The organism is Nocardioides sp. Root1257 (assembly GCF_001425175.1).
In the GTDB taxonomy this organism is placed as follows: domain Bacteria; phylum Actinomycetota; class Actinomycetes; order Propionibacteriales; family Nocardioidaceae; genus Nocardioides.
Genome location: NZ_LMDV01000008.1, coordinates 100,104 through 117,085 on the forward strand (window position 1 = coordinate 100,104; position 16,982 = coordinate 117,085).

At 72.9% G+C, this 16,982-nt stretch carries 18 protein-coding genes and 1 pseudogene; 11 read left to right on the forward strand and 8 right to left on the reverse strand.

Annotated elements, in window-relative coordinates:
- Positions 1-68: 68 nt before the first annotated feature.
- The 3 genes from ASC77_RS08580 to ASC77_RS08590 are packed head-to-tail and all read right to left on the reverse strand — an operon-like array spanning position 69 to position 2,065.
- A complete protein-coding gene (locus ASC77_RS08580; RefSeq protein WP_056151071.1) occupies positions 69-725 on the reverse strand; it encodes an alpha/beta family hydrolase in 657 nt (218 codons plus the stop codon).
- Positions 725-1,465 carry an SOS response-associated peptidase gene (locus ASC77_RS08585; protein WP_056151073.1) on the reverse strand — a complete coding sequence of 247 codons (741 nt, stop codon included), beginning with the start codon at positions 1,463-1,465 and terminating at the stop codon, positions 725-727. Before ASC77_RS08585 ends, ASC77_RS08580 begins: the two co-directional genes overlap by 1 nt.
- 36 nt (positions 1,466-1,501) lie before the next feature.
- Positions 1,502-2,065 (reverse strand): hypothetical protein, encoded by a 564-nt coding sequence (locus ASC77_RS08590; RefSeq protein ID WP_235547547.1) that lies wholly within the window; start codon positions 2,063-2,065, stop codon positions 1,502-1,504.
- A gap of 305 nt (positions 2,066-2,370) precedes the next feature.
- On the opposite strand from ASC77_RS08590, the gene ASC77_RS26540 reads away from it, so the two are divergent.
- The 5 genes from ASC77_RS26540 (at position 2,371) to ASC77_RS08615 (ending at position 7,436) form a co-directional block, all read left to right on the forward strand.
- Positions 2,371-3,759, forward strand: coding sequence for a sigma-70 family RNA polymerase sigma factor (locus ASC77_RS26540; protein ID WP_056151075.1), 1,389 nt, complete (start codon positions 2,371-2,373; stop codon positions 3,757-3,759).
- Positions 3,760-3,768: 9 nt separating this feature from the next.
- Positions 3,769-4,293 carry a DoxX family protein gene (locus ASC77_RS08600; protein ID WP_056151077.1) on the forward strand — a complete coding sequence of 175 codons (525 nt, stop codon included), beginning with the start codon at positions 3,769-3,771 and terminating at the stop codon, positions 4,291-4,293.
- A 25-nt stretch (positions 4,294-4,318) separates the two neighbouring features.
- Positions 4,319-5,587, forward strand: a complete 1,269-nt coding sequence (gene aroA, locus ASC77_RS08605; RefSeq protein WP_056151078.1) for a 3-phosphoshikimate 1-carboxyvinyltransferase — start codon at positions 4,319-4,321, stop codon at positions 5,585-5,587.
- Positions 5,584-6,600: a ribosome small subunit-dependent GTPase A gene (rsgA, locus tag ASC77_RS08610; protein ID WP_056151080.1), complete on the forward strand. Its 1,017-nt coding sequence runs from the start codon at positions 5,584-5,586 to the stop codon at positions 6,598-6,600. The genes aroA and rsgA overlap by 4 nt, the downstream gene beginning before the upstream one ends.
- Before the next feature lie 65 nt (positions 6,601-6,665).
- Positions 6,666-7,436, forward strand: a complete 771-nt coding sequence (locus ASC77_RS08615; protein WP_056151083.1) for a class I SAM-dependent DNA methyltransferase — start codon at positions 6,666-6,668, stop codon at positions 7,434-7,436.
- A 162-nt stretch (positions 7,437-7,598) separates the two neighbouring features.
- On the opposite strand, the gene ASC77_RS08620 is transcribed toward ASC77_RS08615, so the two are convergent.
- Positions 7,599-8,030, reverse strand: coding sequence for a DUF2231 domain-containing protein (locus ASC77_RS08620; protein ID WP_056151085.1), 432 nt, complete (start codon positions 8,028-8,030; stop codon positions 7,599-7,601).
- A 51-nt stretch (positions 8,031-8,081) separates the two neighbouring features.
- Here ASC77_RS08620 and hisN point away from each other — a divergent pair, with 51 nt between their 5' ends.
- Positions 8,082-8,957 (forward strand): histidinol-phosphatase, encoded by an 876-nt coding sequence (hisN, locus tag ASC77_RS08625; protein ID WP_056151087.1) that lies wholly within the window; start codon positions 8,082-8,084, stop codon positions 8,955-8,957.
- A 42-nt stretch (positions 8,958-8,999) separates the two neighbouring features.
- On the forward strand, positions 9,000-9,431 hold the full coding sequence (locus ASC77_RS08630; RefSeq protein WP_056151089.1) for a CBS domain-containing protein: 432 nt from the start codon (positions 9,000-9,002) through the stop codon (positions 9,429-9,431).
- Positions 9,432-9,460: 29 nt separating this feature from the next.
- On the opposite strand, the pseudogene ASC77_RS27405 reads toward ASC77_RS08630, so the two are convergent.
- Positions 9,461-10,407, reverse strand: a pseudogene (locus ASC77_RS27405) (PP2C family protein-serine/threonine phosphatase).
- A gap of 140 nt (positions 10,408-10,547) precedes the next feature.
- Between ASC77_RS27405 and ASC77_RS08650 the strand changes: the two are divergent.
- Complete coding sequence (locus tag ASC77_RS08650) at positions 10,548-10,916, forward strand: FKBP-type peptidyl-prolyl cis-trans isomerase (RefSeq protein WP_082574596.1); 369 nt, start codon at positions 10,548-10,550, stop codon at positions 10,914-10,916.
- A gap of 3 nt (positions 10,917-10,919) precedes the next feature.
- Here ASC77_RS08650 and ASC77_RS08655 read toward each other — a convergent pair whose 3' ends face one another.
- The gene (locus ASC77_RS08655) at positions 10,920-11,165 is read right to left on the reverse strand and encodes an RNA-binding S4 domain-containing protein (RefSeq protein WP_056151099.1); all 246 of its coding nucleotides are present in this window, start codon (positions 11,163-11,165) and stop codon (positions 10,920-10,922) included.
- 29 nt (positions 11,166-11,194) lie between these two features.
- Complete coding sequence (locus ASC77_RS08660; RefSeq protein WP_056151101.1) at positions 11,195-12,460, reverse strand: DUF445 domain-containing protein; 1,266 nt, start codon at positions 12,458-12,460, stop codon at positions 11,195-11,197.
- A 58-nt stretch (positions 12,461-12,518) separates the two neighbouring features.
- Here ASC77_RS08660 and ASC77_RS08665 point away from each other — a divergent pair, with 58 nt between their 5' ends.
- The gene (locus tag ASC77_RS08665) at positions 12,519-12,917 is read left to right on the forward strand and encodes an adenylyltransferase/cytidyltransferase family protein (protein WP_056151103.1); all 399 of its coding nucleotides are present in this window, start codon (positions 12,519-12,521) and stop codon (positions 12,915-12,917) included.
- An 84-nt stretch (positions 12,918-13,001) separates the two neighbouring features.
- Positions 13,002-14,318, forward strand: coding sequence for an APC family permease (locus tag ASC77_RS08670; RefSeq protein ID WP_082574597.1), 1,317 nt, complete (start codon positions 13,002-13,004; stop codon positions 14,316-14,318).
- On the opposite strand, the gene ASC77_RS08675 is transcribed toward ASC77_RS08670, so the two are convergent.
- Positions 14,225-15,664: a PLP-dependent aminotransferase family protein gene (locus ASC77_RS08675; protein WP_056151105.1), complete on the reverse strand. Its 1,440-nt coding sequence runs from the start codon at positions 15,662-15,664 to the stop codon at positions 14,225-14,227. The genes ASC77_RS08670 and ASC77_RS08675 overlap by 94 nt on opposite strands.
- Before the next feature lie 681 nt (positions 15,665-16,345).
- Here ASC77_RS08675 and ASC77_RS08680 point away from each other — a divergent pair.
- On the forward strand, positions 16,346-16,897 hold the full coding sequence (locus ASC77_RS08680) for a hypothetical protein (RefSeq protein ID WP_056151107.1): 552 nt from the start codon (positions 16,346-16,348) through the stop codon (positions 16,895-16,897).
- Positions 16,898-16,982 lie beyond the last annotated feature (85 nt).

A 16,982-nucleotide genomic window follows, 5' to 3' on the forward strand; every position in this document is an offset into this window, starting at 1 on the left:
TCCCAGACTAGCCCCGTGGGGCGTTCAAGCACGGCCTGCATGGTGGAAGAACGCGACGGGCCCCCTGCTCATTCCCCTCGGGCAGCGCCGCCGGCGACCTCGCGCACGATCCACTCCAGCGTGGACTCGACGATGATCCCCATCGCCTCCGCCTCGGTCAGCCCCGAGCTCTTCGGCACCTTGAAGCCGTGGTCGGCGGCCGGCACGACGGCCAGGTCGAGGTCGGTCGGGAACTCCTCGGGGCGCCCGAACGTGTCCCGCTCCCCCTGGACGACCAGCGTCGGCACCCGGGCTGCGCGCAGCTCGGGCAGCCGCGACTTCTCGGGCTTGCCGGGCGGATGCAGGGGGAACGCCAGCGCGAGGCAGCCCGACGCGCCCAGCTGCTTGGCGCAGCGCGCGGCCGAGCGGGCGCCGGCCGACCGGCCACCCACGACCAGCGGGGTCCGCGTCTTGAGCGCGTTCGCGGCGGCGACCAGCCCCGCGTCGAGCGTCGCCGGCGGCGTGGCCACCTTGCGCCCGGCGACCTTCCACGGCTGCTCCAGCAGCACCACGGTCACGCCGTTGCGGGGCAGGTCCGCGCCGAGCGCGGCCAGGTCGCGGCTGTCGATGCCGCCGCCGGCCCCGTGGCTGAGCAGCAGGGTCGCGACCGCGCCGCGCGCCCGTCGTACGACGAGGCGCGCCTCGCCGTGCGGGGTGTCGATCCGGCGCTCCTCCGCGGTGACCATCAGGACCCTTCCAGCGGCAGGGGCTCGAGCAGCTCCGGCCCGTTGTTGCGGACGTTGCTGACCAGCGTCGAGACCGGGTAGGCCTCGAGCCGCCCGGGCGCCGCCGGGACCAGGAGGCCGACGTCGCCGCCGACCCGGGGGTCGAGCCAGTCGGCCCAGCGGTCCCGCTCGACCATCAGCGGCATCCGGTCGTGGATGTGGCCGACGGAGTCCTCGGCCTCGGTCGTGATCACCGTGCAGGTCCAGCGGAAGCGGTCCGGGTCGTCCTCGGCCTTGTCGGGGTCGCGCCAGATCTCGTACAGCCCGGCCATCGCGAGCACGCCGTGGTCCTGCGGCCGGATGAAGAAGGGCTGCTTGCGCGGCTTGCCCGACTTCGTCAGGTCGTCGGTCGGGTACCACTCGAAGTAGCCGTCGGCCGGGAGCAGGCAGCGCCGGGCAGCGAAGGCCCGCTTGTAGGCCGGCTTCTCGGCCACCGTCTCCATCCGGGCGTTGATCATCCGGTTGCCGATCGAGGCCTCCTTGGCCCACGACGGGATCAGACCCCAGGTCAGGACACGGAGCTGGCGCTGCGGCGGCTCCAGGCTGTCCTTGCTGGGCGGCCTCTCCACGACGGCGTACACCTCCTTGGTGGGCGCCACGTTGTAGTCGGCCTCGAGGGCGTCCTGGATCCGGCTCTCCACGATGTCGAACTCGTCGACGAGGTCCTCCGGGCGCCGACTCGACGCGTAGCGGCCGCACATGCGGGCCACTCTAGAGGGGCCGTCGGACAGCGATGCTCAGATGCGGGTGAGCTCGTCCAGGAGGTCGGCGACGGCGGCGTCGGAGACGGGCAGCCCCTCGATCCAGACCCGGGGCCGCGGCGGGGCGCCGGTCTCCAGCATCCGCATCAACAGGTCCAGGCGCCGGGCCAGGCGGTCGTCGCGGTCGACGAGGACCACCACGCGCCCGGGGGCGACGTGCCCGATGGTCTCCCGGCCGGGGAAGACCCCGCGAACGACAGCCCCGAGCTGCGCGTCCTCCATCGCACGGGCGAGTGGCTCGCCGAGCTGCTCGGCGTCGTGCGCAGCGTCGGCGACCACGACGACCAGGGCGTGCGTCTCGGCCGCAGGACCGGCCCGGTGCACGTCGCCGATGCAGGTCCGCAGGTGCGCGAGGCTGGCCAGCCCGGTCAGCGGGTCGGCGCACCCGAGCCCGTGCACGTAGCCGAGGGTCGCGTCGCTCCAGGCCACCGCGAGCGCCCGGAGCTCGGCGTGCTCCGGCTCGGACCCGCGGACCAGGCGCCACGCGGTGGCGAGGTCGTCCAGGGCCTCGGCGAGCGAGACACCGTCACGGGCGAGCACCCCGCCGAGCACCTCGCAGGCAGGGACCGAACCCGATCCCGAAGCAAGGGCTTCCCCCACTGCCTCGAAGCGCGGCGGCAGTGCCGCTCTCTGCTCCGAGGACAGTTCCCGCCCTGCTTCGGGATCGCCCGTGGTCGAGCTACGCCTGCGCGTTGCCATCCAGTCCACGGTGGCTCCCCCTTGGTTCCGGTCTGCCGGCGATGAGACGCCGGTCACCGGGCGGCATGACGCGGCTTCTCGCGATTCGCAGAAATCTTTTCGGGAGCGGGCGCGTCGCCTTTCGCGCGCTCGCGCGTTGGGCAGACGTGGGCCCCTCCGTCTCGACCCTCGACGAGCGCAGCGACGCCGAGCTGATCTCGGCCGTCCGCGCCGGGGACGTCGCGGCGTACGGCGAGCTCTTCGCCCGCCACGTCGACGCCGCCCGACGGCTGGGCCGCCAGCTCGTGCCGGGCCCCGACGTCGACGACCTGGTCTCCGAGGCCTTCACCAAGGTGCTCGGCGTCCTCCAGCGCGGCGGCGGCCCCGACCTGGCGTTCCGCGCCTACCTGCTGACCGCTGTCCGCCGGGTGCACGTCGACCGGATCCGGGCGGCTTCGCGGCTGCACACGACCGACGACCTGACGCCGTTCGACCCCGGAGTGCCGTTCCGCGACACCGCCGTCGAGGGCTTCGAGAGCGCGGCGGCCGCGCGTGCGTTCGCCTCGCTTCCGGAGCGGTGGCAGCTGGTCCTGTGGCACACCGAGGTGGAGGAGCAGAAGCCGGCCGAGGTCGCGCCCCTGCTGGGCATGACCCCGAACGCCGTCTCGGCCCTCGCCTACCGCGCTCGCGAGGGGCTGCGGCAGGCCTACCTGTCGATGCACGCGGGCGACCTCGACGACGACGCCTGCGAGCGGACCCGCGCCGAGCTCGGCGCCTACGTGCGTGGTGGCCTCTCCCGGCGCGACGCGACGCGCGTCGAGCAGCACCTGCAGGAGTGCCGTGCCTGCACCGCGCTCTACCTCGAGCTCATCGAGGTCAACTCCAACCTCCGCGCCCTGCTGGCCCCGCTCCTGCTGGGCGGTGCCGCGGCGGCGTACGTCGCAGCCGGCGGCGCCACCGCGACGGGCGTCGCTCACGGCGTCCTGCTGCTGCTCGGCCGGGGTCGCGACGCCGTCCTCGCCCACGGCCCCACGGCAGCGGTGGCCGGCGCTGCCGCGGCGGCGGTCGTCGCGGGCTCGGTGATCACGTTCAACCAGGACCGCGACGGCCGACCCAGCGCCGACGACGCCCCGTCGATCAGCGGCCCCTCCGTCGCGGGATCGCCGTCCACCCGACCGGGCGACGACCGGCCGGTGCGCCGCAAGGGTGCCGACACGGGGCAGCCCACCGGCGCGCAGGCGACCCCGAGCGCGCCGGCCGGGAGCGCGGCCCCGGACGCCGCAGCCCCGGACGCCCCGCCCGCCGGTTCGACCGGCGCGCCCACGACCGGTCCCTCGGCCGGGCCCACGGTGGCCCCGGCGCCCCCACCGACCCTGGCCCCCAGCCAGCCGCCGGCCCCGTCGCCGACACAGCCGTCGACGCCGTCGCTGGTCGACCTGACCGCCCGCGTCTCGGCCGGGCCCGACGGTCTCGGGGTCGGCCTCGGCCTCGGGCTGGGGGGCGTCACCGTCGTCCCGGACACCACGGTGGGAGTGCCGTTGCCGCCGGTGGGGTAAACACGAGTCATGACCGTCAGCAGACTCATCGCCCGCCCGATGCTCGCGTCGATCTTCGTGGTCGGCGCCGCGACCGCCCTCAAGAACGCCACCGGAACCGCGGCCAAGGCCGACCCGGTCACCTCCCGTCTCGTGCCGCTGGCAAAGAAGGCCGGGATCCCGCTGCCGGAGGACCCCGAGACCCTCGTCAAGCTCAACGCCGGCGTGCAGATCGCCGCCGGGCTCGCGCTCGCCACCGGTCGCGCTCCGCGGCTCTCGGCGGCCGTGCTCGCCGCGTCGCTCGTCCCCACCACGGCAGCCGGACACCGCTTCTGGGAGTCCGAGGACGACGCCACCCGCACCCAGCAGCGGCTGCACTTCTTCAAGAACGTCTCGCTCGTCGGCGGCCTGATCATCGCCGCGGGCGACACCGAGGGTCGGCCGGGCGTCGCCTGGCGGGCCCGCCACGGCGTCCGCGACGCGCGCCGCGAGGCCAAGCGCCTGGCCCACGACGCCCGCCGTGAGGCGAAGCTGGCCCGGGCCCGCATCGGCTGAGCCCGACGCCACTAGGGTTGCCGGTGTGACCGACGTACGTGACCCCTGGCCGGCGCCGCGCGCCGCCCACCCCGTCGACGCGGTCGTGTCGCTGCCCGGCAGCAAGTCGCTCACCAACCGCGCGCTGGTGCTGGCGTCGGTCGCCGACGGCCCCTCCGTCGTACGACGGGCGCTGCGCTCGCGCGACACGACGCTGATGGCGCAGGCGCTGACCTCGCTCGGCGCCGTCGTCGACACCTCCGGCGACGACTGGGTCGTCACGCCGGCCGCGTTCGCCGGCGACGCCACCGTGGACTGCGGCCTGGCCGGCACCGTCATGCGCTTCGTGCCGCCGGTGGCCGGGCTGTCGACGGGCACGGTCGCCTTCGACGGCGACCCGCACATGCGCACGCGGCCGATCGGCGAGATCCTCGGCGCCCTGCGCACCCTCGGCGTCCAGGTCGACGGCGACGCGCTGCCGTTCGCGGTCCGCGGGTCGGGCGCCGTACGCGGAGGCACGGTCGTGGTCGATGCGTCGTCGTCGTCCCAGTTCATCTCCGCCCTGCTGCTCGCGGGTGCCCGGTACGACGAGGGCGTCGACGTGCGCCACGACGGCAAGCCCGTGCCCTCGCTCCCCCACATCGACATGACGGTCGCGATGCTGCGCGAGCACGGCGTCGAGGTCGACGACGCCGACGCCAACCGCTGGGCGGTCGCTCCCGGCACGATCAAGGCCGTCGACCACCTCATCGAGCCCGACCTCTCGAACGCCGCGCCGTTCCTGGCCCTGGCGGCGGTCTCCGGCGGCACCGTGACGGTGCGCGACTGGCCGCGGTCCACGACGCAGCCCGGGGACTCGCTGCGCGACATCCTGACGACGATGGGCTGCGAGGTCGAGCTGGGCGATGACGGGCTGCGCGTGACGGGCAGCGGCACGCTGCTCGGCATCGACGCCGACCTGCACGACGTCGGTGAGCTGACGCCGGCGATCGCGGCCCTCTGCGCGCTGGCCGACGGGCCCTCCCACCTGCGCGGGATCGCGCACATCCGCGGCCACGAGACCGACCGGCTCGCCGCCCTGGCGACCGAGCTGAGCGGCCTCGGTGCCGACGTCACCGAGCACCCGGACGGCCTGAGCATCGAGCCCGCTCCCCTGCGGTCCGGCGTGTTCCACACCTACGCCGACCACCGGATGGCGCACGCCGGCGTGATCATCGCCGCCGCCGTCGACGGCGTGCTGGTGGAGAACATCGAGACGACCGGCAAGACGTTCCCCGACTTCGCGGGCTTCTGGTCGGGACTCATCACCTCATGACCGGCCGGTACTCCGACCAGGACGTCGAGCACTACGACCGTCCGCGTCGACGTACCCGCCCCCGCACCAAGGACCGGCCCACCTACGACGACGCGGTCGACGCCGTCGTCGTCACTGTCGACCGGGGCCGCTACACGCTGCTCCTCGACGGTCACAAGGTGATGGCGATGAAGGCGCGGCCCCTGGGCCGCAAGGGCGTCGTGGTCGGCGACCGGGTCCGGGTGGTCGGCGACACCACCGGGGACGACGGGTCGCTGGCGCGGATCGTCGAGGTGCACGAGCGCGCGACGACGCTGCGTCGTACGGCGGACGACGACGACCCGGTCGAGCGCGTCATCGTCTCCAACGCCGACCAGCTCGTCGTCGTCACCGCCCTCGCCGACCCCGAGCCCCAGCCCCGGCTGATCGACCGCGCCCTGGTGGCGGCGTACGACGCGGGCATGCAGCCGCTGCTGTGCCTGACGAAGGCCGACCTGGCGGACCCCGAGACCCTGCTGGTGACCTACCGCTCGCTGGGGGTCCCCTGGGTGGTCACGCAGCTCAAGGGGCCGGGCGGCGGCGACCTGGCCGAGCTCCGCGAGCGGCTGGACGGCCGGACCAGCGTGCTCGTGGGCTCCAGCGGCGTCGGCAAGTCCACCCTGGTCAACGCGCTGGTGCCGACCGCCTCCCGCGACGTCGGGCACGTCAACGCGGTGACCGGGCGCGGCCGGCACACGTCGACGTCGGCCTTCATGCTCGAGCTGCCCGGCCAGGACGACGGACCGAGCGCGGGGTGGATCATCGACACGCCCGGCATCCGCTCGTTCGGGCTCGCGCACGTCGAGCCGGAGCACCTGATCGAGGCGTTCCCCGACCTCGACGAGATGACCGAGGACTGCCCGCGCGGCTGCACCCACGGCGCCGACGAGCCCGAGTGCGGGCTCGACGAGGCGGTCGAGGCCGGCACGGCCGACCCGCTGCGGGTGGAGTCGTTCCGGCGGCTGCTGGCCGCCCGGAGCGAGCCCGCCTACTGACACCCGTCCGGGGACGCTCCCGATATCCGGTGGCGGCCGACCGAGGCAGGCGTCAGGGTCGGGGCATGACCGACACCAGCACGGGTCCGAGCAGCGACTACTGGGACGCCGAGACCGCCGCGGCGTACGACGAGAGCTCGGCCTTCATGTTCGAGCCGTCCGTGCTCGACCCGACCGTCGACCTGCTCGCCGCGCTGGCGGGGGGCGGGCGCGCCCTCGAGCTGGCCATCGGGACCGGCCGGGTGGCGCTCCCCCTCATCGACCGCGGCGTCGCGGTGGACGGCATCGAGCTGTCCCAGCCGATGGTGGACGAGCTGCACCGCAAGCGGTCCGACGTGCCCGTCGTGGTCGGCGACATGGCGACCGCCGTCGCACCGGGCGAGGACTACTCCCTCGTCTACGTCGTGTGGAACAGCCTCGGCAACCTGCGCACCCAGGCCGAGCAGGTCGCGTGCTTCCGCAACGCCGCTCGTCACCTCAGGCCGGGCGGGCGCTTCGTGGTCGAGCTCTGGATCCCAGGAATCCGGCGATTCCCGCCCGGCCAGGCCGCCGTCCCGTTCCACGTCGGCGAGCGCCACGTCGGGTTCGACACCTACGACATGGCCACCCAGCAGGGCACGTCGCACCACTACACGCGTCAGCCCGACGGCACCGTGGCCTACGGAGCCAGCAACTTCCGCTACGCCTGGCCGGCCGAGCTCGACCTGATGGCCCAGCTCGCCGGTCTCGAGCCGGAGCGTCGTACGGCGGACTGGGCGGGCGCACCCTTCACGAACGACAGCGAGAGCCACGTGTCGGTGTGGCGCAAGCCCCAGACCGTGGGAGACGTGCCCTAGGGTGCGACTCCTTATCCGGCGCCGTCGCGAGCGGGGTTTCGCGCCGTATCTGGCAAGGCGGAGGTGCGATGGCGGGCCGGAGGCCCGTCGAGTCGCCGACAACGCCGCCAGATCGGATGTGAAAGCCCGCGTAGCAGGCGCTTCCGGATAAGGAGACGTGCCCTAGCCCCACACCGCGCGGGCGCCGGCCTCGCCGGTCAGGAAGACCAGGACCAGCGTCGCGATCGCGGCGACGCCCAGCAGCACGTCGAGCACGACCCGCAGCGCGCCGGTGCGCGTCGCGAACCACCCGGCCGCCAGGGCGATGACGCCGAAGGCGATCGTCACCCAGAGCAGCTGACGGGCGCGGTCCTCGTGGGTCTGGACCTGCGGGCTGGTGCGCAGCTCGGGCTTGTGCTGCAGGAAGTTGTTGCCGGTGAGGTAGGCCGCGACGATCGACGCGGTCGCGACCAGGGCCAGCGCCACCATCGGCCAGCGCAGCTTGACGCGCCACCTCGGCACGAGGAACGCGAGTGCGGTGAGGGCGGCGATCGGGCCGAAGATGACCGCTGCGTGCACCACGAGGGGGTGCAACGGGAGTCCGTTGATCTCCATAGGTGAAGGTTGCACCACGTTCATGAGAGTCGATGAGAATAGTGTGAGGTCGTGCCGACGAATTCCACGGACTACACCGACGACCTGCGCCTCGCGCACGTCCTGGCCGACGACGCCGACTCGATCAGCGAGAGCCGCTTCAAGGCGCTCGACCTGCACGTGATGAGCAAGCCGGACCTCACGCCCGTCACCGACGCCGACCAGGCCGTCGAGGAGAGCATCCGCCGGACGCTGTCCCGGGCCCGCTCACGAGACGCGATCACCGGCGAGGAGCAGGGCTCCACCGGGCACAGCCAGCGGCGCTGGATCATCGACCCGATCGACGGCACCAAGAACTTCGTGCGCGGCGTGCCCGTGTGGGCCACCCTGATCTCCCTCGTCGTCGACGACGAGGTCGTCCTCGGCGTCGTCTCCGCGCCGCTGCTCCAGCGCCGCTGGTGGGCGTCGAAGGGCAACGGCGCCTGGACCGGCCGGTCCCTGCTCAAGGCGACCCGCTGCCAGGTCTCCGACGTACGCCGGCTCGAGGACGCCTCGCTGTCCTACTCCTCCCTCTCGGGCTGGGACGAGCGGGACCGGCTCGACGACTTCGAGTCGCTGATGCGTCGCTGCTGGCGCACCCGGGCGTACGGCGACTTCTGGTCCTACATGCTGCTCGCCGAAGGCGCCGTCGACCTGGCCGCCGAGCCCGAGCTCGAGGTCTACGACATGGCCGCGCTCGACATCATCGTGCGCGAGGCGGGCGGACGGTTCACGTCGCTGGACGGCACCGACGGGCCGTTCGGCGGCAACGCGCTCGCCTCGAACGGACACCTCCACGAGGCCGCGCTGTCCTTCCTCGGCTCGCTCCCCGATGACGACGACGACCCCGACTCGCGCCGGTCGGGGCCGGGCTCGGTGTCCGACCTGCGCGCGCACCGCCGCGACTGAGACCTCTGTACGTGTGACCGGGCTCACGAGTACCGTCGGTGCATGCGGATCGGTGACGTTCTCAGTGCCAAGGCCTCCCAGGAGGTCGTGACGATCAGCCCCGACGCGGGCGTGCGCGAGCTGGTCGCCAAGCTCGCCGAGCACAACGTGGGCGCACTGATCGTCAGCGCCGACGGCGCCGCGCTCGACGGCATCGTCAGCGAGCGCGACGTGGTCCGTCACCTGCACAGCGACGGGACCGTCGTGAACAACACGGTCGCCGCGATTATGACCGCGGTCGTCGCGACGTGCGACAAGGACACCGAGGTCGACGAGCTCATGAAGCTGATGACCGAGCGCCGGATCCGCCACGTCCCCGTGGTCCACGACGACCGCCTGATCGGGATCATCAGCATCGGCGACGTCGTCAAGCACCGCATCGACCAGCTGGAGTTCGAGCGCGACCAGCTCGACAGCTACGTGCACCAGACCTGAGCTGGGAGACGTGAGCCCGGCCGGCGGGCTCAGCCGTCGCGCTCGGCGAGCACCAGCGCGAGGTCGTCGTTCATGCCGCCGGCGTACGCCGTGACGTGGGCGACCAGCCGGTCCACCGCCTCCTGGACGGTGCCGTCCGCGAGCTCGTCGGCGTAGTCGTCGAGCGGGAAGAACTCGCCGCTGTCGTCACGTGCCTCGACCAGGCCGTCGGTGTAGAACAGCATCCGCGCGCCTCGGGGCCACGGGTGCTCGCTGATCGTCGGCAGCGACCCCATGCCCAGCGGCACGGTCGGCTCACCGGTGTCGACCTCGGTCGCCGACCCCTCCCGCACCAGCAGCGGCGGGTGGTGCCCGCAGTTGGCAGCGTGACGCGATCCCCCTGGAACTGCCCGACGATCGCGGTCACGAACTCCTCGTCGTCGAGCATCCGGCCCATGGTCGCGTCGATCTGCCGCGCCATCGCCGCCGGGTCGGGCTCGGTGAACGCCGCCGCCCGGAACGCGCCGAGCACCGCCGTCGCCGTCTGCACGGCCTCGAGCCCCTTGCCACGCACGTCGCCGACGATGACGCGCACGCCGAACGGCGTCTCCGCGACCTCGTACAGGTCGCCCCCGACCATCGCCTCGGCGGTGGCCGAGACGTAGCGAGCGGCGAGGCCGACCGAGCCGATGACGGTCGGGATGCTCCGCAGCACCGCACGCTGCGCGGTCTCCGCGATCACGGTCATCCGCTGGAGCCGGTCCTCGCGGCGCTCGCGGAGGGCGGCGTTCTGCACCGCGACCAGGCCGAGGACCGCGCACAGCAGGATCCTGGTGAACCAGTCGAACGTCCCGCCGTTGCCCAACCAGGTTGCGGACAGGAAGGCGCACGCGACCGCAGCACCGGCGACCACCGCCGTACGCCGCGCGGAGGTCAGCAGGCTCGCGACGATCGCGGAGCCGGCGAAGATCGCGATCAGCTGGGCCGGGGTCGTCATCGAGAGCAGGACCAGGACGGCCAGCACGCCGAACCCGACGACGAGGCCGAGGTCGGAGCCGCGCCGGGGAGAGGTCACCCGCTCATCCTTCCAGGCCGGGCGGCCGATCGGTGACTTCGGGGTGTCCTAGGGTGGTGGTCATGGACAAGCCCGAGATCGAGTTCCCCGACTTCGACCCGCCCGCCGACCTCGTCATCACCGAGATCACCGAGGGCTCCGGCGAGGAGGCTGCGGCCGGCTCGAACGTCTCCGTGCACTACGTCGGCGTCGCCCACTCGACGGGCGAGGAGTTCGACGCGTCGTACAACCGCGGCGCCCCGCTGCAGTTCCGCCTCGGCATCGGTCAGGTCATCGCCGGCTGGGACCAGGGCGTGCAGGGCATGAAGGTCGGCGGTCGTCGTCAGCTCGTGATCCCGCCGCACCTGGGGTACGGCGACCGCGGCGCCGGGGCCGTCATCAAGCCCGGCGAGACGCTGATCTTCGTCGTGGACCTCATCGGGGTCAGCTAGGCGTCACCAGGGCAGGCCGTCGTCGGCGGTCTCGTCGGCGACGCGCGCCGACTGCGGGCCGAGCGTGACGACGTCGCCCAGCACCAGCTGGCGACCTCGTCGTGTCTCCACATCGCCGTTGACCAGCACCTGCCCGTCCTGGATGACCGGCTTGGCCTCCGCCCCGCTCTCCACCAGGTTGGCGAGCTTGAGGAACTGACCGAGCCGGATCGACTGGTCGCGGATGGCTACGTCGTACGGCTCGGGCATGGGGCCATTGTGCTCCGCCCGCACCAGGGTCAGCCGATCAGCACGCTCACCGTGTGGATCAGCACGCCCACCAGGCCACCGACGATGGTGCCGTTGATCCGGATGAACTGCAGGTCGCGGCCGACCTGGAGCTCGATGCGGCGCGAGGCCTCCTTGCCGTCCCAGCGGTCGACCGTGTGGGTGATGACGGCGGTGAGCTCGGCGCCGTACCGCTCGACGGCGAAGACCGCCGCGTCCGCGGCGAGGCCGTCGAAGCGGGCGCGCAGCACCGGGTCGGACACGACGCGCTGGGCGAACGCCGCGACCTCGTCGGTGATCCGGGCCCGCAGCGCGCCGTCCGGGTCGGCGAGGGAGGACTGGATGCTGCGGCGCAGCGCGTTCCAGAGCGAGACGCCGGAGGCGACGACCTGGGGTTGGTCCAGCAGCCGGGCCTTGAGCCGCTCGGTCCGCTCCTGGGTGTCGGCGTCGTGCAGCAGGTCCTGCGCGAGCTGGCCGAGCATCGAGTCGAGCGCGATCCGGGCGTGGTGACGCGGGTCGTGCCGGATGTCGTCGACCCAGCTGACCAGCTCGCGGTGCAGCCGTGAGATGACCGCGTCGTTGAGGCGGGTCGGCGCCCACCACGGCGCCCGCTCGCCCAGGATCTCGGCGACCGCCTCGGGGTTGGCGACCAGCCAGCCGTGCAGCTCGTCGAGGGTGAGGTCGACCAGGCCGTGGTGCAGGTCGTCGCGGATCGTCTCCTCGAGCAGGCTGCCGAGCAGCGGCGCGATCGGCTCCTCGTGGAAGCGCGGCACCAGCACGTCGCGCACCAGCTCCTCCACGTGCTCGTCGCGGATCCGGCCCAGCCCGATCACGGCGACGTCGGCGACCTCGTCCACGGCCCGCCGCGCATGCGCGGGTACGGCGAGCCACCGGCCGACCCGCATCGAGATCGTCGCCGCGTCGACCCGGTCGCGGATGATCTCCTCCTGGAGGAAGTTCTCCCCCACGAACTCCTCGAGCGAGCGACCCAGCTCGTCCTTGCGCCGCGGGATCAGGGCCGTGTGCGGGATCGGCAGCCCCAGCGGGCGCTTGAAGAGCGCGGTGACCGCGAACCAGTCCGCGATCGCGCCCACCATCGACGCTTCGGCGCCGGCGTTGACGAAGCCCCAGAAGCCGTGGCGGCCGAGGGTGGCGACGTACACCACTGCCGCCAGCAGCAGCAGCCCGACCGCGAGCGAGCGCATCCGGCGGAGCCCCCGTCGGCGGCGCTGGTCGGCGTCGGGGTCGGGCGTGATCATCGTCAGCGTGGCAGTCATGTCCCGCCCATCCTTCCCCATTCGGCCCAACCCAGGCCGGGGTGAGAGGATCCCCCTCATGCCTCGCACCGTCATCACCTTCGGCACGTTCGACGTCTTCCACGTCGGGCACCTCAGGGTGATCGAGCGCGCCGCCGCACTCGGCGACCGTCTGGTCGTCGGCGTCTCGGCCGACGAGCTCAACCTCCGCAAGAAGGGCCGCGAGCCGGTCTTCAGCCAGGCCGAGCGGCTCGCGATCGTTGCCGCGCTCAAGCCCGTCGACGAGGTCTTCGTCGAGGAGAGCCTCGAGCTCAAGCGCGACTACATCCAGCAGTTCGGCGCCGACGTCCTGGTCATGGGCGACGACTGGGAGGGCCGCTTCGACGAGTTCCGCGACATCTGCGAGGTCGTCTACCTGACCCGTACGCCGGCGATCTCGACGACCGCGCTGATCGAGAAGATCTCCGCCGGCAGCTGAGCTCCCACCGGGGTGCGAGTGGCCCAACCAGGCAGGGTCGGATTGGCCCTGCGCAGGGTGCCCCGCCGGCCCTAGGTTTGCCGCGTGACCACCGCTCTCACACCCGACCCGATCCCGGTCGACGACCCCGTGACCCGGGGCGGTCTCGGCGTCCCCCAGGGCGCCGCCCTGACCCTCGGAGCCGTGCTCGGCACCGGCGTGATCTCGCTGCCCGGACTGGCCGCGCACGAGGCCGGGCCGGCGTCGCTGGTCGCCTGGATCGCGCTGGTGCTGCTGTCGGTGCCTCTCGCGACGACCTTCGCCGCGCTGGGTGCGCGCTACCCCGACGGCGGGGGCGTCGCGACGTACGCCCGGCGTGCGTTCGGTGGCCGGGTCGCCACGGTGACCGGCTGGTGCTTCTACTTCGCGATCCCGCTCGGCGCGCCCGCGGCGGCGGGCTTCGCCGGCGCGTACGTCGCCGACAGCCTCGGCGGTGGCCGGCAGACCCAGCTGCTCACGTCGGGGCTGCTCATCGGCACCGTTGCGATCATGAACTGGTACGGCGTCCGTGTCTCGGGCCGCGTCCAGCTGGTCATCGCCGCCACCCTGGCCGTCCTCCTGCTGGTCGCCACCGCCGTCTCGCTCCCCCACGCGAGCACGGCCAACCTGACCCCGTTCGCTCCCCACGGCTGGGGCGCGATCGGCCCGGCGGCGGCGCTGCTGATCTGGGCGTTCGCGGGCTGGGAGGTCGTGACGTCGCTGTCCTCGGAGTACCGCAACCCAGCGCGCGACATCACCCGGGCGACCGCGATCGCCCTGGTGGTCATGGGAGTGATGTACCTCGGCGTCGCCTTCGCGACGGTGGCCGTGCTCGGCAACGACGCCAGCAAGGCCCCGCTCTCGGACCTGCTCGTGCTCGGCTTCGGCGAGCCCGCCCGCGGCGTGACCACGGTCGTCGCCGTCCTGCTCTCGCTCGGTGCCATGAATGCCTACTTCGCCGGCAGCGCCCGCCTCGGCGCGGCACTCGGGCGCGACGGCTCGCTGCCGGCCTGGTTCGCCCGCGGGTCGTCGGCCGGCGAGGTGCCCCGCCGGTCGCTGGCCGTCGTCACCGCGGGGTCGATGCTGACCCTGCTCGGCGTCGCTGTGACCGGGGTGGCCATCGAGCGCACCATGCTGCTCGTGACCGGCGCCTTCGCGCTGGTGTACGTCGTCGGCACGGCCGCCGCGCTGCGGCTGCTGCCGCGCGGCACCTGGGTGCGCCGTGGTGCGGTCGTCGCGTTCGCCTCGGCCCTGCTGCTGCTCGGCCTGGTCGGCCAGCACCTGCTGCCTCAGCTCGTCGTCGGGATCGCCGCCGTCGTCTGGACGACCTGGGCCAGCCGCTCCAGGCCCGCCGTGATCGCCCCGGTCGACGCGGCGCCGTAGCCGAGGACGAGGCCGGGCGGCACCCCGCTGCCGAGCGCGTACGCCGACAGCGCCTCCACCGCGACCCCGTCGGCCGCCGCAGCGGCCGCGACCTGCGCGTCGTCGACACCCGGGTCGCGGAAGACCGCGGTCAGGTGGAGACCGGCCGCCGACGGCACCACGTCGAGCCGGTCGCTCAGCAGCCGGTCGAGCCCGTCGAGCAGCAGGTGCCGGCGCTCGGCGTACACCGCGCGCGCCCGGCGCAGGTGTGCGCCGAGCAGGCCGTCGGAGATGAAGCGGGCCAGCGCGACCTCCTGCGCCGGTTGGCCGTAGCCGTCGGCGAGCTGGCGCGCGGCCCGCAGTGCCTCGCGGAGCGAAGGCGGCGCGACGAGGTAGCCCGCGCGGAGCGCGGGGAGCAGGGACTTGGAGAAGGTGCCGACGTAGATGACCCGTCCGTGCTCGTCGAGCGCGTGCAGCGGCTCGAGCGGCCCGTCGGTGAACCGGAACTCGCTGTCGTAGTCGTCCTCGACGATCGCCACCCCGCGCCGGTCGGCCACGTCGAGCAGCGCCCGTCGCCGGTCCCGCGAGAGCGGAGGACCGTAAGGGAACTGGTGCGACGGCGTCGTGAACACCACCCGCACGTCGTCGGGCAGCAGCTCGACGACCAGGCCGTCGCGGTCGACGGGCACCGGCACGACGCGCGCGCCGTACGACGCGAAGAGGTCGCGGGCGTAGGGGTAGCCCGGGTCCTCGACGGCGACCACGTCACCGGGCGCCACCAGCACGCGGGCGACCAGGTCGAGCGCCTGCTGGGTGCCGTGGGTGACGAGCACGTCGTCGGCCTCGGCCGTCACGCCCCGGGACAGCGCGACGTAGCGCGCGATCGCCGCGCGGAGGTCGGGGTGCCCGGCGGGGTCGGCGTACCGGCCCGGCGCGTGGGCACCAGCACGCAGCTCGGCGGCGACCAGCCGGCGCCAGGTGTCGAACGGGAACAGCGACGGGTCCGGGATGCCCGAGCGGAAGTCGTACGGCGGGGCCTCGCTCGTGCCGCTGGTCGGTGTCGGCGTGAAGGTCCAGCCCGCTCGCGGCCGCAGCGCGCCGGTGCGAGCGGTCCTGGGCGTGGGGGTCGCCTGGCCCGTCACGTAGGTGCCCGCCCCCACCCGCGACTCGAAGAAGCCCTCCGCCACCAGCCGCTCGTAGGCCAGCGCCACGGTGTTGCGCGAGACCCCCAGGTCCTGGGCCAGCGCCCGGGTCGGCGGCAGCCGGTCGCCGCGCTCCAGGCGTCCGGCCCGCACCGCCTCGAGCAGCGCCCGGTAGATCGCGCTCGCCCGGTCCCCGCGCTCACTCAGGTCCACCGCCAGGTCCACGCCGTCAGCGTGCCAGACCCCACCGACATCGGTGGTCGACGAAGGCGCGGTACGCCGCGCCGGTGGTTGAGGAGGCGCGCTAGCGCCGTCTCGAAACCCCCGCAGCCTGCGGGTCGGTCTGTGGTGGCGGACCGACAGGCTGGCAACGCGGGTACGGCGGCCTCGGGTCGCCGTCGCTTCCCGGCCTGCGGGTGGCCTTCAACGGATAGCGGGGAAGATCTGGTGCACCAGGTGGATCAGATCTTCCCGCCTATCCGCGATCGGTGGTTGAGGTGCGAGCGGAGCGAGCCTCGAAACCACCCCACGGGCAACCGCCCGGGACCACGGAAGATGGATGATAGAAGTTCCCAGATCCCTGTGAATATGGGGGTTCTGAGCCTCTCAGTGTCGGTGGTGCCTGGGAGAATTCTTCTCATGACGGCCCAGACCACACCCCAGACACCAGGTCACGGTGGCGACCGCGCGGATGCGCGACCTCGTCACCGACCTGGCGTCCGCGTCGGTGTGGTCGGTGATACGGACGTCATACGGATCGTGGTCTCTATGCCTCGATTCGTATGACGTCCCGGGCACGACCGCGCGCAGGACCGCGCTCAGAGGCGCGGCGTCCGGATCTGCCGAGAACGGATGGCTGCGGCTCGGAGCTCGGGTGTCGGCTTCGCACTTCCCCGATGAGCACGCATGATGAGCGGCGTGCGCCTGTCCCGACCGACTCGGTGCGTTGTTGCGGTGATGTTCTTGACCGCAGTCATCGCTGCCTGTGGCAACGACACTTCTGGACCGCTGGAGCTTCAGGGCCACGGCGGGATGACGGCCGACCCCGTCGCACGCGGCGTGTGGTTCAGGACTTCCGGCTGTTTGTCGACCGAGAGCGAACCGGCCGACGTGATGATCACGGGCATCACCACATCTCCGACCAGCGACCACGTGTCGACGCGGGTGACGTGGAACGATGGTTCACCGGTGGTGATCGCGAAGCACGGACAACCACCCGTCGCATACAAGCCGGTGACACAGACGACTCACACGGGCGGCACCCTCGACGGTTGTTCTCTCGACGTCGCCGTCGTCCTGTCCCCGGACACGGCACCGGTCGTCGTCCGAGACGTCACCGTGGACTACGAGGTCGATGGCAAGGCGTATTCGGCGCGAACCACGCTCGACGTCACCTTGTGCCCAGCGCGCACCCGCGCGAGCGTCTCGGGTGGATGCAGCGAACCAGCCAGTCCCTGACGGCTCCATCTGCCACTATCCGAGCGTGATTGCTGGCGCTGTCCGAGATGCCGCACCCGATGAGCGGGCGTCGTGACCCGCATCC

Bases quoted from the DNA above. Each gene is read 5' to 3' on its own strand.
- ASC77_RS08585 (WP_056151073.1), bottom strand. From the start codon at position 1,465: ATGTGCGGCCGCTACGCGTCGAGTCGGCGCCCGGAGGACCTCGTCGAC.
- ASC77_RS08600 (WP_056151077.1), top strand. From the start codon at position 3,769: ATGACCGTCAGCAGACTCATCGCCCGCCCGATGCTCGCGTCGATCTTC.
- ASC77_RS08665 (WP_056151103.1), top strand. From the start codon at position 12,519: ATGCCTCGCACCGTCATCACCTTCGGCACGTTCGACGTCTTCCACGTC.
- ASC77_RS08580 (WP_056151071.1), bottom strand. From the start codon at position 725: ATGGTCACCGCGGAGGAGCGCCGGATCGACACCCCGCACGGCGAGGCG.
- ASC77_RS08630 (WP_056151089.1), top strand. From the start codon at position 9,000: ATGCGGATCGGTGACGTTCTCAGTGCCAAGGCCTCCCAGGAGGTCGTG.
- ASC77_RS08660 (WP_056151101.1), bottom strand. From the start codon at position 12,460: ATGACTGCCACGCTGACGATGATCACGCCCGACCCCGACGCCGACCAG.
- ASC77_RS08615 (WP_056151083.1), top strand. From the start codon at position 6,666: ATGACCGACACCAGCACGGGTCCGAGCAGCGACTACTGGGACGCCGAG.
- ASC77_RS08620 (WP_056151085.1), bottom strand. From the start codon at position 8,030: ATGGAGATCAACGGACTCCCGTTGCACCCCCTCGTGGTGCACGCAGCG.
- rsgA (WP_056151080.1), top strand. From the start codon at position 5,584: ATGACCGGCCGGTACTCCGACCAGGACGTCGAGCACTACGACCGTCCG.
- ASC77_RS08680 (WP_056151107.1), top strand. From the start codon at position 16,346: ATGATGAGCGGCGTGCGCCTGTCCCGACCGACTCGGTGCGTTGTTGCG.
- ASC77_RS08655 (WP_056151099.1), bottom strand. From the start codon at position 11,165: ATGCCCGAGCCGTACGACGTAGCCATCCGCGACCAGTCGATCCGGCTC.
- ASC77_RS08650 (WP_082574596.1), top strand. From the start codon at position 10,548: ATGGACAAGCCCGAGATCGAGTTCCCCGACTTCGACCCGCCCGCCGAC.